The sequence below is a fragment of the Mesorhizobium sp. B3-1-9 genome (assembly GCF_006439595.1).
GTDB lineage: Bacteria > Pseudomonadota > Alphaproteobacteria > Rhizobiales > Rhizobiaceae > Mesorhizobium.
The window spans coordinates 250,810-265,029 of sequence record NZ_VFTJ01000004.1 but is presented as its reverse complement, the minus strand read 5'-3'; the positions used below and the strand labels follow the sequence as shown (position 1 = coordinate 265,029).

Here is a 14,220-nt window from a genome sequence, read left to right as displayed (position 1 = left end):
CCATGCGCGATTTTGCGAAGGATCATTCCGCATTGGCGCTGAATACGGCAACGCTTGGCCACAACCTCGACGGGTACGGTGCGGGCTGGTCGATCGAGCGCGTGCTCGATGCATGCGCCGAACGCGGTTTCGGCGGCATCGTCTTCTGGCGCCGCGAACTCGGCGATCGCGCCATTCAGATAGGTGAACAGGTTCGCGCCGCCGGTCTGAGGGTGGTCGGGCTGTGCCGCGCGCCATATCTCACCGGCCTCCTGGCGCTGCCCGACCGCGAGGCGGTAATGGATGACTTCCGGGCTGCGATCGATATGGCTGCCGGCCTCGGCGCGCCTGTTCTGACCATCGTCGCCGGCGGGGTAGAGCCGGGAACAAAAGGCATCGGCGAAAGCCTCAAGCTGGTTGCGGATCGTGTTGCCGAAGCGGCGCCCTACGCGGCTGTCAGAAACATTCGCCTCGCCATCGAGCCGCTGCATCCGGTTTATGGCGGCGACCGATCCTGCCTGGTGACGATGCGCGACGCGGTCGACCTTTGCGTCGCCGTCGATGCACCCAATGTGGGCGTTGCGGTCGACGTCTACCACGTCTGGTGGGATCGTACGCTGGCCGACGAATTGCTGCGGGTCGGGCCGAGGCGCATTTTCGGCTATCACCTTTGCGATTGGCTGGCGCAGACCCGCGACGTGCTGCTCGACCGCGGCATGATGGGAGACGGCGTGGCCGACCTGAAGGCGATCCGCGCGGCGGTGGAAGCGGCTGGCTATGACGGGCCGTGCGAGGTGGAGGTGTTCTCGGCGCAAGACTGGTGGAAGCGTGATCCCGGGGACGTCCTGAACGCATGCGTGGAGCGCTTCCGCTCCGTCTGTTGAAGACGAAGGTTTGACAGCGCTCGCAACCCCGCCCTGGGCAAGGGGGACTGTTGCGTGGTCAGCCACCGCCTGCGAAACAGCCTTCTGCCGCGCTCAGATCGGTCCCGAGATTAATGCATGTCGCGCAAAAGTGTGCAGCGGTTTTGCGATAACGACATGCATGAAAATAAAGCCTTAAAGCGCGTCGCCTGAATCCGCTTCAGCGCGACGCGCTTTAGTCTTTCGGCCGCTGGCTCTTCTGTCGGAAGGCCGCCAGGCCCTGCCGAAGATCCTCGCTGCCGGCGGCGATACGCCCGGCAAGGGCGTCCAGCACGCGCTCGCGCTCCTCGCCTTCAACGGCATTGATGAGCATCTTGGTCAGTTCGACCGCGGTAGCGGACCTGCCTGCAACGACCGCGGCAAGGTCCTCGGCCGCTGCCAGGCCGCGCCCCTTATCGACCACCTTGTCGACAAGCGACAGTCTCAACGCCTCGTCGGCGGAATAGACCTCACCGAAGATCGACATGCGCCGGATAAGCTGCGGGCCGAAACGACGGGCCGCGCGCTGGGTCCCTGACCAGCCGGGTATGATTCCGAGGCTGGTCTCGGGCAGGCCGATACGGGCGTGGCCTTCCGCAATCCGATAGTCGGCGCAGGCCGCCAGCTCCAGGCCTCCGCCGAGGCAGTGTCCGTTCAGGACGGCAATGACCGGCTGCGAAAGCCTGGCGAGAGCGTCGAAGCCGGCGTGGCCTTCGCGGATCCAGTGGCGTGCGAACTCCGCTGGACCGAGGGCGCTCCAGGCGGCGACATCGCCGCCCGCGCAGAATGACTTGTCGCCTTCGCCGATCAGGATCAGAACCTTGGCTGCGGAACGCTCCACCGACCTGCATAGCGGGACGAGCGCATCGACCATCGCCGCGTCAAGCGCGTTCAGCTTTTCAGGCCTGCGGATGGTCAACCGTGCGACGGGTCCGTCAACGCTCAGGTCGAGACGGGGGGCGCTCACAACCGCAGCCCTATCGGCTGGTCAAGAAACAGTGCCTCGTCCATCACCTTCAGTTGGGGGGAGACCGAGAGCGGTGTGGCTGTCTGCTGCAGGACGTCACGTTCGAGGTCGAGCCCCGGCGCTATTTCGGTGACGACCAAGCCGTCGGCCGCCAGCCGGATGACGCATCTTTCCGTTACATAGGTGACGTCCTGGCCTTGGCTGCGGGCGCGCGCGCCCGAGAAGCTGACCTGATCCACCTTCGGCACGATCTTGGCGACCTTGCCTTCCTTGTCGATGACCAGATTTCCGTTTTCCAGCCGCATCTTCGCGCCTGCATTGAAATTGCCCGAGAACACGATCTTACGCGCCCGCGAGGTGATGTCCACGAAGCCTCCGGCGCCGGCGGTGCGGTGCGGCGTCGACGAAAGCCGCGAGACATTCACGGATCCGTCGGATCCGATTTCGAGGAACGACAGCAGGGAACAGTCAAAGCTGCCGGCCTGGAAGTATGTGAAAAGGTGCGGGGAAGCGACGAAGGCCTCTGCGTTGGAGGCGCAGCCGAATTTGAAATCGAGCAGCGGCACGCCGCCCACCGGACCTTGTTCTATCACCCAGGTGACGGCGCCGTGCAGGCCCTCCTCGATCAGGATGCGAGGCACGTTGGCGGAGATGCCGAATCCGATGTTGACGGCCCAGCCCGCTCGAAGCTCCTGCGCGACCCGGCGTGCGATGACCTTGGAGACATTGTATTCAGGCGTACGGAATGTGCGCAGGGGTCGGAACAGTTCGCCCGATATGGCTGGATCGTATGCGGTTCCCGTGGTCTGCAGTTGATCCGGAGCTTCGACAATGAAGTCCACCAGGATTCCGGGGACCCGCACCTCATGCGGCCGCAGCGTGCCTTGAGCCGCGACGCGCTTGACCTGGGCGATGACGATGCCGCCGCAATTGCGCGCCGCAAGCGCCATCTCCATCGCACCGAGGGTTGCCCCTTCCTGCTCGAAGGTAAGGTTTCCCTTCTCGTCCGCCGTCGTCGCCCGGATGATCGCCACGTCCGGCTTGAGGGGTGGGAAGTGGAGCCATGTCTCGCCGTTGAACTCCACGCGCTGCACGATCGGTGACTTCCGTGCCGCGTCGTTCATGGCCCCGCCTTCGAGTGCCGGATCGACAAAGGTGTCCATGCCTACTTTGGTCAACACACCCGGTCGGTGCGCCGCGCCCTCGCGCAGCATGTCGAAGACGACGCCTGAGGGGAAATTCCAGGCCGCCACGTCGCCAGCGAGAATGCGCTGCCAGATCAGCGGCGGCTCGGCATTGGTAGGCCCCGATGGATATGAGCCGCCGATGATGCGGCTGATCAATCCCGGCAAGGCGATGTGGTCGACGCCCTTGGTGCCGAACATGTCGCCCGCGGCGATCGGATGGATGGTGGTGATGTTACGGGGTGCCCCTTCGACTGTGAAACGTTTGCCGAGCGCTTCAAGCACGGCGTCCGGACACAGCAGACCGGACGACGAATTGACGGCTACCACCGCTCCGTCGCGAATCTGGGTGACGGCCTCCGCTGCGGACCTGACCTTGCTCACGTTTCCTCTCCACAAAGCTTGAATAAGTAACTAAACAGTTATATCGTTGGTATAACCGCCCGCGGCTTTCAAGGCAAGCTCCGGGCTGACCACAATGAGTGGGAGGATTTCGATGAATATCATGTTCCAGAAGGCGAACCAGAGAGTGTTCGGGACCTTTCCCCTCAAGGGCGATGCGCTGCGCAACGCGATCGCGGCGGCAATCGACACGGGATACCGCGCCTTCGACACGGCCCAGGCCTATGGCAATGAAGCCGACACTGGCGCCGCCTTGGCCGAGAGCGGCATAGCTCGGGACGAGCTCTGCATCACGACAAAGGTCACCGTGGAGAACTTCTCGCAAGAGCGGTTCATGTCATCCGTCGAACAGTCCTTGCGGGATCTGAAGTTGGATCGTGTCGACATTCTGCTTCTTCACTGGCCGACGCCAGGAGACGACATCAAGCTCTCACTTGAACTGCTTCAGGAGGCGCAGGAACGGGGTTTCGCCAGCACCATCGGAATTTCGAACTACACAGCGGCGATGATGCGGCAGGCGAGGCAGATCACCGGCGTGCCGCTCGTAACAAATCAGGTGGAATTCCATCCGCTTCTTGACCAGCGCAAGCTGCTGGCGGCCGCGAGTGAGACGGGCATCCCTCTATCGTCCTACTGCTCGGTCGCGCGCGGCGAGGTTTTCAAGCATCCGCTTTTCGCCGATATCGGCGCCACATACGGCAAGTCGGCCGCCCAGGTCGTGTTGCGCTGGGTCCTGCAGAAGGGTTTGCCGATCAACACGATGTCCACCAAGCCAGGCAACATCCGCTCGAATTTCGACGTGATGGACTTCACCTTGTCGAGTATCGACATGGGCCGCATCGACGCCATGAATGCCGTCGGTTTCCGCGTCGTTGGGAAGCGGCTGATCCCTTATGCCCCGGATTTCGACACCTGAGCGCGCGAACAGGGAGAGCGAGCAGATCCGAGGTGACTGGCAAATGCTAGCGGTTGCCTCGGATCAGGTCCGACGCATGCTCGCCGATCATGATTGTCGCTGCATTGGTGTTTGAGCCGACCAAGGACGGCATTGCCGAGCTATCGCAGATGCGGATGCCATCCAACCCATGCACTCGCAGGAGAGGGTCGACCACGGACATCGCATCCTTCCCCATCTTACACGTGCAAGTCGGGTGATACGAGGTCCGACCGTAGCGTCGCGCATAGGCTTCATGGTCTGACTGCGAGCGCACGCTTGTGTCAGGGAAACGGAGCTCCTTGATAAATTTGCGCAACGAAGGCTGATTGAAGATCTCCCGGCTGATCTTGATGCCTTCGATCGATATTCTCAGGTCGTCGGGCTCCGCGAGGAAATTGGGGTCGACGATTGGATTGTCGCGTGGATCCGGCGAGCGGAGCGTCACGCTTCCGCGCGATTTCGGGCGCAGCGTATAGCTGTTCAATGTGATGCCGGACGATCCTTTCGGAACCGACGGCACGCCTGCCTCCGCGCCGGCTCCCGCCAGGAAATGGAACTGCAGATCGGGAACCGCTCCCGCATGGTTCCCCGAGGAATGCCAGAAGGCGCCGCCCTCGACCACGTTCGACGTTATCGGCCCGGTCCTGAACAGCGTGTACTGGATACCGGCCCACAGCATCCAGTGCGTCTTGTTGTATTTGTCGAGTGAATCGTGGCCTTTCAGCTGGGCCACGATGTCGATGCCAAAATGATCCTGAAGGTTTTGCCCGACACCCGGAAGATCCTGGGTCGCTTCGATGCCATGGTGACGAAGGTGATCGGCAGGGCCGACGCCTGACAGCATCATCAGCTTCGGCGTGCCTATCGCCCCCGAGGTCACCAGCACTTCGCTGTCGGCGTTTATGACCTTCAGTGAGCCGCCGACCGAGCATTCGACGCCAACGGCCCGGCGGCCCTTGAAGACGATGCGATGGACCAGGGCTCCTGTGATCAGCGTCAGGTTCGGGCGTGTCAGGGCAGGCTTGAGGTAGCCCACGGCAGCCGAGCAGCGGCGGTTGTTGCGCGTTGTGATCTGGTAGATGCCGGCGCCTTCCTGCTTCGCGCCGTTGAAGTCCGGATTATAGGGCAGCCCGTATTCCTGGCAGCTCTGGACGAATGCGCGCGAGACGACGTTCGGATCTGGTATGTTCGATACGCCGAGCGGTCCGTTGGTGCCGTGCAGCTTGCCGGAGAGTATGCTGTTGCCCTCGGAACGGAGGAAATATTTCCGGACGTCCTTGAACGCCCAGCCGTCCGCGCCTTCCTCGTTCGCCCAGCGGTCGTAGTCGGTCTCGTGCCCGCGGGTATAGACCTCGGCATTGATGGACGAACCGCCGCCGAGAACCTTCGCCTGGGCATAAAGAATTTCGCGGTTGTCGGCGTGCTTCTGCGGCGCCGTCACCAGCCCCCAGGTGAGCGGCCCCGTGGTCATCTTGGCGAAGCCGACCGGCATATGGATGTAGGGATGGCTGTCCTTGCCGCCGGCCTCGATGATACAAACCCTTACAGCCGGATTCTCGGACAGGCGCGCGGCAAGCACGCAACCCGACGAGCCTGCGCCGACGATCACATAGTCGAAACCTGTCGTCATCACTTGACCCAGTGCGCACGCTTGCCCATCTCGATGTGGACGGACTTCACCTGTGTGTATTCCTCCACGCCGTACATTCCGGCCTCTCTTCCCCATCCGGACTGCTTGAACCCGCCGAGCGGCATCTCCGGCCCTCCGGCCATGATCGTGTTCACCCAGAACCGGCCGGCGCGCACGCGCCGCGTCACCACCAGCGCCTTGTCTATGTTCTTTGTCCACACGCTGGCAGCCAGGCCATACACCGTATCGTTCGCGAGACTGATGGCCTCCTCGACCGTGTCGAAATGGAAGGACGACAGGACGGGCCCGAAGATTTCGTCGCGAGCAATCGACATCCCGGGTGTGACCCCCGAAAACAACGTTGGCGCGATATACTGGCCGCCGCCAAGATCCAGGGCCTGCCCGCCGGCGACAAGCGTCGCCCCTTCGGCCTTGCCCTTGTCGATATAGCTCAGGATGGTTGAATTCTGCGCATCGGTGGTGATGGGTCCGACCTGCGTCTTCGTCTGCAGCGGATCGCCAACGACTATCTTGGCCATCTTGGCGGCAAGGATTTCCTCAAACTCGCGAGCGACCGGGCGCTCCACGATGACGCGGCTCGACGACACGCAGCACTGGCCCGTGTTGAAGCTTATGCCGAAAGCCGCGCCGTCCGCCGCATCCTCGAGGTCGCTGTCCGCAAAGACGATGATCGGATTCTTGCCACCCAGCTCCAGGCCGAGCTTCTTGAAGTTCGAGTCGGCAGCCGCATGGACGCATGAGCGTCCGACGGATGTCGATCCGGTAAAAGACAGCATGTCGACATCGGGATGCTCGCTCAAAGCCTGACCAATCGTCCGGCCCGATCCGGTGACGACATTATAGACGCCGTCCGGCGCGCCGGCTTCGGAAAGGATTTCGCCAAGCAAAAGCGTCGTCGCGGACGTGACCTCGGAAGGCTTGACGACCACGGTGCAGCCGCTGGCGAGGATGAACGGAACGCGTTCGCAAAGGATCAGGAACGGGAAGTTCCATGGTGTGATCAGCCCGACCACGCCGACTGGCTCGCGCAGCACCATGCCGAAAAGGCCGTCGCCGAGACTGTTGAAACTGTCGCCGTGCAACAGCCTCGCGGCGCCCGCGCCGACCTCGAAACAGGCGATGCAGTGATCGATCTCGCCGCGCGCCTGGGAGATCGGCTTGCCGTTCTCGAGGACTTCCCAATAGGCGATTTCATCACGACGGCGGCGCAGAATGTCGGCCGTCCTCAGCAGCACGCCGGCCCGGTCGGCCCCTGGCAGTCCGGCCCACCGGCGATCCTCGAATGTGCGGCGCGCCGCGGCGACGGCGGCATTGAGGTCGTCCACCGTGCATCTGGGCGTAAGCGTCACCGGCACGCCGTGGCCCGGCGACCGGCGCTCGAACATGGCGCCGCCTTTGCGCCAGCATCCGTCCGACCAGAAACCAAATTCGCGCGGTGCATCCGGGAGGGCTGCGCGGTCAGTGAAATCGAGCATGGAATGCCTCCGTTCTGGCGTGCGCCGGCCGTCCGCGATCCGTTGCGGGCGGAACGCGCCGGCGCCTAGTTCAATACGATTTGCGTCTTGAGGTCCTGGGGCCGCTCGGCCAGGGTCTCGAAGGCGCGCTGGATGTCATCGAGCGGGAAAGTCGCGCGTGTGAACGCCTCGGTCCGAAAGCGGCCGTGCGACAAAAGTGTCAGCGCGTCGTGCATGTCTTCTCCCATGCCGGCCACCGAGCCCTTCAGACTGTTCTCCTCGAGGATGGTGCGCAGGATATCGACCGGCACCGTGTCGTGCGGCCCGGTAAGGCCGAAGAAAGCGACATGGCCGCCCTTGCGGATGAGCTCGAAGGCCAGCGCATAGAGCCGTGCGGAGCCGACGCTCTCGATCACCAGGTCCGCCCCCCGTCCACCGGTCCTTTTCAAGACCTCTGCCTTAAGCAGGGCAGGATCGGCAACGGCTGCATCCGCACCGGCTTCAAGGGCAAGACGGCAACGGTCTTCCGACAGGTCCGCGACAATGATTGGGGCGGCGCCGCACAAGCGCATCATCTGGACATGCAGATTGCCGATCGGTCCTGCTCCGAGGATCACGACTGACTGGCCGAAACTCGCGCGCGCCTTGCGCGCGGCGCGCACCACGCAGGACACAGGCTCCGTCAGGGCAAGCACCTGAACCGGCACATGGTCCGGCGCCTCTATGACGAGCCGCGCCGGCACGCAAACATATTCGGCGAACGCGCCGTCGCGCCCGATGCCCACCTGCGTCATCGAGGGGCAGTTTAGAATCTCGTTGCGGCGGCACCAATAGCACTCACCACAGCCGATATTGACGTCCGCGACGCAGGTCGTACCTGGCTTGATATGCTTCACACGCTCGCCCGTCGCGGCGACGGTCCCGGCAAATTCGTGGCCAGGCACGAGCGGCAGCCGGTCGGCGGCATAGTGACCGTTGAACATATGGATGTCGGTGCCGCATATGCCGGTCCGCGAGACGCGGATCAAGGCGTCGTCGGGGCCAACCTCCGGTATGGCGATCTCACGCAGATCGAAACGGTGCGGAGCTGTCAGAACGGCCGCGCGCATTGTTGCCATGGCGTGTCTCACTTCACGGTGCGAAGTTTGGAGCGGTCGATGGTCAAAGCGATCGCGACGATCAGCACTAGACCAAAGACCATTTGCTGCTGCGTCGCGGCGATGCCGAAGTAGAGCATCGAGGCGCGGATGACCGCCACGATCAGCGTGCCGATCGCGGTGTTGAGCACACCGCCGACGCCGCCCGTCAGCGGCGTCCCGCCGACAAGCACCGCGACGATGGCCGGCAGAAGGAAGCCGTTGGCAATCGTCGGCGCGCCGCCCGACAGCTTGACGGAAAAGAGTAGCCCGGCCACTGCGGCCAGCGCTCCCGATATGGCAAAGGCGAGGATCTTGTAGCGGGCGACGTTGAGGCCGGACGCGGCCGCGGCCAGTTCGCCGGCGCCCACGGCCTTCAGCGCCCTGCCGAGGATGGTGCGCCGTTCTATGATCAGGCAGATTGCCAGCAGGCCGAGCGCGATGAAGAGCTCGTGCGGCACGATGCCGGTTCGACCGATCATCCAGCCGAAGGTTTCGTTGCGCTGTGTTGCGTCCATGTTCAGGGCTCGATTGCCAGACAGCCATTGCGCCACCGAGAAGCACACGCCGCCGACGGCCAGCGTCGAGATGAAGGAGGGAACGTACATGCGGGTGGTCAGGTAGCCGGAGAGGGTGCCCAGCGCGAAGCCTGCAAGGATGCACAGCGCGGCAACCCATATGCCCAGCGACGCCAGATAGACCGAGGCAACCACGGTGATCATGTTCGCCATCGACTGAGCCGACAGGTCGATGCCGCCGATGTAGATCGCGAAGGTCAGTCCCAGCGCCATGATGAACAGCGGCACGATGTCGCCTGCAAGGCTCAGCAGATTGGCCGGCTTCAGGAAGCTCGGATCGGCGATGCCGACGATCGTGACCAGGACCAGAAGGGTGATCCAGGGGAAGTGTGGCTTGAGGCGTTGGATGTCCATGTGGCCTCTCAGATCATGTAGTGCAGAAGGTCGTAGAGCGTCGGCTTGGAGCCGGGAACGCAGTTGAAGCGCTTCTGGATCTCACCGTCCTTTATGACGACGATGGTGTGGGAAAGGCCGATCGCCTCCTCGAGCGTGTCGGCGACGAGGATGACGCCGACCCCATCGTCGCACATCTCCCTGATCATATCGTACACATCCTCTTTGGCGCCGATATCCAGGCCTCGGGTCGGATGGTCGAGAAGCATGATATCGGAGCCGCCCGACCGCCATTTGGCGAGCACGACCTTCTGCTGGTTGCCTCCGGAGAGGTTGCCGCAATCGGCGTATTCTGAACTTGCCTTGATGGAGAGCTTGCTGATCCACGTCCTGGCAAGGGCACGCTCGTCGGCCACGTCGAGCCAACCCATCCGAGCGTAACGCGGCATTTGCGAGAGCGTCATATTCTCGTAGACATTCATGCCGGCCACGATCCCTTCGACCTTGCGCTCGCGCGGTACATAGCCGACGCCCCGTTCCACCGCGCCGCGAGCCGTCAGCCTGGGGATGATCTCGCCTTTGACCTTCAGAGTGCCCTTGATAGGCGCGCGCATGCCGTAAATGGTTCGAAGGATCGCTTCGCGGCCGGAACCCTCGGTGCCGACCAGGCACAGCACCTCGCCGGCATGCAGCGTCAGCGAGATGTCGCGGACCCGTCCGGGCAGGCTGACATCCGACAGCTCGACCAGAGGCGTCGTTGCGTCGTAGGGCTTTTGCCGCTGCTCACGATAATATTCCTTGTCGACGTGGCGGCCGACCATCTTGTGCTGAATCGCCTCCGGCGTCGCCGCGCCGCGCGAGACGACATCGACCACCTGACCGTCCTTCATCACGTAGATGCGGTCCGAGAGCTCCATCACCTCGTCCATGCGATGGGACACGAAGATGAATGAAGCGCGCGCCGTCAGCTCCCGCACGAGCTTGAACAACAGCTTTACCTCTTCCTCCGCCAGCACCGAGGTCGGCTCGTCGAGCAGGACGACCAGATGACCCTGCACCCGTTCCTCCAGGGTCAGCACCTTGGCCAGTTCCACAAGCTGGCGCTGCGCGAAGGAAAGACTTGAGGTGACCGCGCGCGGGTCGATATCGAGCTTGACCTTGGCGAGCTGCTTCCTGGCGGCTTTGGCCATTGCCTTCCAGTTGACCACGCCCAAGCGCGAAAACTGGTCCTCATAGCCCAGGAAGATGTTTTCCATCACCGGCAGGTTGGTGACCAGCGATTGCTCCTGGAACACCATGCCGATGCCCCTTTCCATCGCATCGCGGGGGCCGCTGAACCGCACAGGCTTGCCATCGATGAGGATTTCGCCGCCATCGGGCTGATAGGCGCCGTAAATCACCTTCATGAGCGTGGATTTGCCGGCACCATTTTCGCCCACCAGCCCGACGATCTCACCGCGACTGATGGAGAAGTCGACGGATTTCAGCGCCCTGACGCCGGGAAACTTCTTTTCGACGGCTCTCAATTCGTACATGGCGCCCTCACTTGACGAACGCGACCGAACGCCGGTCCGTCGACAGGATGACCGCGATGATGACGAGCAGTCCGAGAACGGCGGCCTGCAGGAAGTCGGGCAGGCCGATGACCACCATGCCGTTGTTGATCACCGCGACAATAAGGACGCCGACGAGCGTGTTCCACACTCCACCTACGCCGCCCCACAGCGCCACCCCGCCAACCACGACCGAAGTGATGGACATGAACATGAAATTGGATCCGGTGACCGACTCGGCCTGGCCGAGCTTCGCCACCTGCAGGATCGCGGCTATCGCGTAGAAGAAGCCGGCAAGCGAAAACCCCGCCATCCTCACCTGCCGCACCCGCACGCCCGAGGCATGGGCGAGTTCCTCGCCGCCGCCGACCGCGTAGAAATAGCGTCCAAGGCGGGTATGGGCCTGGATGAACCAGGCAAGAACGAGGCACAGGCCCGCGACATAAACCATCAGCGGGAAACCGAGAATGCGCCAGGTCAGCAGGGCGCGGAATGTCGGATCATTGAATTTGACGATGTCGCCGCCAGTCAGCAGGATCGCGGCGCCCGTGCCGACGAATCCGAGCGCGAGGCTCGCCATGAAGGATGGTATTTTCAGCTTGACGTGAATGAGGCCGTTGACCAGGCCGACCGCGGCTCCGACGGCAAGAATGACCGGGATTGCGATCCAGCCGCCCGACGCGAGCGTTCCGCCGAGCGCCAGCATCAGGAAGCAGAACAGGACCGCCGTCAGGGAAACGACACCCTCCATGGAGAGGTCGATGGAACCCATCACGATGATGAAGGTCACGCCGACCGCCACCATGAGCGCGGGCGTAGCCGCGATCGCGATGCGCGCGAAGTTGCGCTGCGACAGGAACGAAGGGTTTATCGCCGTAAACAGCACTATGAGCGCGAGAAGCACCAGCAAAGGTGCCCAGCGGATCGCGTTCTCCCGCGTGAGGATGCGTGGCAACTTCGGCCTCCCGTCCAGGCGTGCCGTTGTGGAGGGGGCGGCCCTGAAAAAGGGCCGCCCGATCGAGCTTCGTATTACTTGTACTTGATCTGCCCGTTGCCCGGACCCCAGAAGTCCTTCCAGTTGTAGGACGGAACGGTATCGAGATATTTGGCCTTGAAGTCCGCGGCATCCTTGTTGGAGATCAGGATCGTCGGGCCGTAGAATTCGCGGTGCTCCTTCGGCTCTTCGGAGGGTTTGAAGGCGCCGGTCGCTGCATAGTAGGCGAGCGCCGCCGTGATGCCGCCGCCCCAGTGCGGATTGGTGAAGACGGTTGCCAGGAGCTTGCCGTCCATGACGAGCTTCACCGCCTCCGGATTTCCGTCATAGGCCACTATCGGCATACCCTCGATGCCTTCGGCGCGCAGGGCCTCGATCACGCCATACGCGATATTGTCATTTGCGCAGTGAACGCCGGTGATCTTGTCGCCGAAACGAGTCAGGAAAGATGCCATCAACTCCGTACCCTTGGTCGTGTCCCAATCGGCGGGCTGGGCATCGAGAAGCTCGATGTTGGGAAAATCTTTCAACGCGTTCTTCAAGCCATTGAGGCGTTCGATGGCCGGATTGTTGGCGGCAATGCCGCCCAGATGCACGACGCCACCCTTGCCTCCCATGGCCTCGAACAGAATACGCGCCGTCTGCTCGGCCGGCTTCTCGTCCGACCAAGTCATATGCGAGACGTAATTGTCGCCGATGTCCCAGGGATGCAGGTCGTCGGTCTTGTTCCAGATAGTGGAAATGTAGGCGCCGGCATCCCGCACCGCCTCGACCACGGGACGTGCGTTCGGGCTGTCGTTGGCGTCGCAGGCGATAGCGCATTTGCCGTTGGTTTTGGCAAGAAACGCCTTGATGTCGGCCAGCGATTTTTCGGAGGAGCCCTCGTTGATCAGCGAGACGAGGGAATCCTTCGGTTTGCCGAGCGATTCCACGAAAGCCTCTCCACCCGACACGATCGAGTTCCAGTAAGCCGAGGCGCGGTCGCGGTAGGACCAGGCGATCGCCGGGTCAGTGAGAGCCGCCTGAGCGCCGCCGCCGCCCAAGCCGAATGGCACGGCCATGGCTCCCATGCCGGCAGCCGTGGCGAGCAGGAAATTGCGCCGGTTGATGGTCTCGCGCTCGATGAAATCCTTGATGAAAGTCGACATGCTACCTCCCATTTGGCAACCACCCGCAGGCGCGGGCACCTATTGAGCAACGTCGAGAGTCTGGCCGTCCAAACCGCTCCCCTGGTCGCTTAATGCACCATCTAGTTACTTCCTTAACAGGCGAGAGTCAAGCGTCGGCGCAATGCGCGGCCTGTTGACTTCTCGAACAATTGAAATGACTTTCAGCGTATGATCGATCGTCGCCTACACGCTGGAACTGGAATCAAGGGAGCGACCAAAGTGGACGCAACGTCCGACAAATCAGGCAATGTCGCCAAGAAGAAGCGGCTTCGGGATGCCGAGGCGACCAAGCTTCGCATCCTGGAAGCGGCAAAGAGCGATTTCGCCAAGAACGGGCTCGGCGGCGCCCGCGTCGATGTCATTGCGGCGAAGGCCAATGCCAACAAGCGCATGATCTATCATTATTTCGGCAGCAAGGACGGTCTCTTTCAGACGGTTGTGGAAAACGCCTATATGGACATCCGCACAGCCGAGCAGAAACTTCATCTTGACGACCTCGAACCCAGGGATGCCCTTGAACGCCTCGTGCGGTTTACATGGCAATATTATCTGAAGAATCCCGAGTTTATCACCTTGGTCAACAGCGAGAACCTTCACCGCGCAAAGCATGTGAAGAAGTCCGAGCTGATCAAGACCGCCAGCCGCAAATTCGTCGCCATGGTGTCAAGCATCCTCGAGAGGGGCGTGAGCAGCGGGGATTTTCGTGCGGGGATCGATCCCGTGCAGCTGAATATTACGATCGCTGCCATCGGATACTATTATCTGACGAACCGCTTCACGGGCTCAATTATTTTCGAGCGCGACCTGATGGACAAGGGCGCCCTAGATCAGCGCTTGGAGTTTAATATCGATACCATTATGCGGCTTGTGAGCGCGTGACACTGCCTGTGGACGCTGACGGCGTCGAGATGTTCCGCCCTCCAGCTTGACGATGAAAGAGGCGGCATGAGGCTGATCGGGCCAGTGCGTGCGAAGGCTAAG

At 62.4% G+C, this 14,220-nt stretch carries 12 protein-coding genes; 3 read left to right on the top strand and 9 right to left on the bottom strand.

What is annotated here, in order from left to right:
* The first annotated feature begins 2 nt into the window (after positions 1 to 2).
* Positions 3 to 863: a sugar phosphate isomerase/epimerase family protein gene (locus tag FJW07_RS09755; protein WP_140856067.1), complete on the top strand. Its 861-nt coding sequence runs from the start codon at positions 3 to 5 to the stop codon at positions 861 to 863.
* 214 nt (positions 864 to 1,077) lie between these two features.
* Here the strand turns inward: FJW07_RS09755 and FJW07_RS09750 are convergent, their stop codons facing one another.
* Both FJW07_RS09750 and FJW07_RS09745 read right to left on the bottom strand, forming a co-directional pair.
* Entirely contained in the window at positions 1,078 to 1,848 is a 771-nt protein-coding gene (locus FJW07_RS09750; protein WP_140856065.1) for an enoyl-CoA hydratase/isomerase family protein, read from the bottom strand.
* Positions 1,845 to 3,416 carry an acyl CoA:acetate/3-ketoacid CoA transferase gene (locus FJW07_RS09745; RefSeq protein WP_140856063.1) on the bottom strand — a complete coding sequence of 524 codons (1,572 nt, stop codon included), beginning with the start codon at positions 3,414 to 3,416 and terminating at the stop codon, positions 1,845 to 1,847. The genes FJW07_RS09750 and FJW07_RS09745 overlap by 4 nt, the downstream gene beginning before the upstream one ends.
* Before the next feature lie 112 nt (positions 3,417 to 3,528).
* On the opposite strand from FJW07_RS09745, the gene FJW07_RS09740 reads away from it, so the two are divergent.
* A complete protein-coding gene (locus tag FJW07_RS09740; RefSeq protein WP_140856061.1) occupies positions 3,529 to 4,350 on the top strand; it encodes an aldo/keto reductase in 822 nt (273 codons plus the stop codon).
* Positions 4,351 to 4,396: 46 nt separating this feature from the next.
* Here FJW07_RS09740 and FJW07_RS09735 read toward each other — a convergent pair whose 3' ends face one another.
* From FJW07_RS09735 to FJW07_RS09705, 7 genes are all read right to left on the bottom strand, one after another.
* Positions 4,397 to 6,001 (bottom strand): GMC family oxidoreductase N-terminal domain-containing protein, encoded by a 1,605-nt coding sequence (locus tag FJW07_RS09735; RefSeq protein ID WP_140856059.1) that lies wholly within the window; start codon positions 5,999 to 6,001, stop codon positions 4,397 to 4,399.
* Entirely contained in the window at positions 6,001 to 7,497 is a 1,497-nt protein-coding gene (locus FJW07_RS09730) for an aldehyde dehydrogenase family protein (RefSeq protein ID WP_140856057.1), read from the bottom strand. Before FJW07_RS09730 ends, FJW07_RS09735 begins: the two co-directional genes overlap by 1 nt.
* 65 nt (positions 7,498 to 7,562) lie before the next feature.
* Positions 7,563 to 8,585, bottom strand: coding sequence for an alcohol dehydrogenase catalytic domain-containing protein (locus FJW07_RS09725; protein ID WP_281405329.1), 1,023 nt, complete (start codon positions 8,583 to 8,585; stop codon positions 7,563 to 7,565).
* A 17-nt stretch (positions 8,586 to 8,602) separates the two neighbouring features.
* Positions 8,603 to 9,544, bottom strand: coding sequence for an ABC transporter permease (locus FJW07_RS09720; RefSeq protein WP_140643808.1), 942 nt, complete (start codon positions 9,542 to 9,544; stop codon positions 8,603 to 8,605).
* A gap of 8 nt (positions 9,545 to 9,552) precedes the next feature.
* On the bottom strand, positions 9,553 to 11,058 hold the full coding sequence (locus tag FJW07_RS09715; RefSeq protein WP_140856053.1) for a sugar ABC transporter ATP-binding protein: 1,506 nt from the start codon (positions 11,056 to 11,058) through the stop codon (positions 9,553 to 9,555).
* Positions 11,059 to 11,065: 7 nt separating this feature from the next.
* On the bottom strand, positions 11,066 to 12,031 hold the full coding sequence (locus tag FJW07_RS09710) for an ABC transporter permease (RefSeq protein ID WP_140653956.1): 966 nt from the start codon (positions 12,029 to 12,031) through the stop codon (positions 11,066 to 11,068).
* Positions 12,032 to 12,105: 74 nt separating this feature from the next.
* Positions 12,106 to 13,218 (bottom strand): sugar ABC transporter substrate-binding protein, encoded by a 1,113-nt coding sequence (locus FJW07_RS09705; RefSeq protein WP_140782675.1) that lies wholly within the window; start codon positions 13,216 to 13,218, stop codon positions 12,106 to 12,108.
* 240 nt (positions 13,219 to 13,458) lie between these two features.
* On the opposite strand from FJW07_RS09705, the gene FJW07_RS09700 reads away from it, so the two are divergent.
* A complete protein-coding gene (locus FJW07_RS09700) occupies positions 13,459 to 14,118 on the top strand; it encodes a TetR/AcrR family transcriptional regulator (RefSeq protein ID WP_246680721.1) in 660 nt (219 codons plus the stop codon).
* Positions 14,119 to 14,220 lie beyond the last annotated feature (102 nt).

Coding starts and splice junctions, on each gene's coding strand:
- FJW07_RS09755 (WP_140856067.1), top strand. CDS start 3: ATGCGCGATTTTGCGAAGGATCATTCCGCATTGGCGCTGAATACGGCA.
- FJW07_RS09740 (WP_140856061.1), top strand. CDS start 3,529: ATGAATATCATGTTCCAGAAGGCGAACCAGAGAGTGTTCGGGACCTTT.
- FJW07_RS09735 (WP_140856059.1), bottom strand. CDS start 6,001: ATGACGACAGGTTTCGACTATGTGATCGTCGGCGCAGGCTCGTCGGGT.
- FJW07_RS09730 (WP_140856057.1), bottom strand. CDS start 7,497: ATGCTCGATTTCACTGACCGCGCAGCCCTCCCGGATGCACCGCGCGAA.
- FJW07_RS09725 (WP_281405329.1), bottom strand. CDS start 8,585: ATGCGCGCGGCCGTTCTGACAGCTCCGCACCGTTTCGATCTGCGTGAG.
- FJW07_RS09720 (WP_140643808.1), bottom strand. CDS start 9,544: ATGGACATCCAACGCCTCAAGCCACACTTCCCCTGGATCACCCTTCTG.
- FJW07_RS09715 (WP_140856053.1), bottom strand. CDS start 11,058: ATGTACGAATTGAGAGCCGTCGAAAAGAAGTTTCCCGGCGTCAGGGCG.
- FJW07_RS09705 (WP_140782675.1), bottom strand. CDS start 13,218: ATGTCGACTTTCATCAAGGATTTCATCGAGCGCGAGACCATCAACCGG.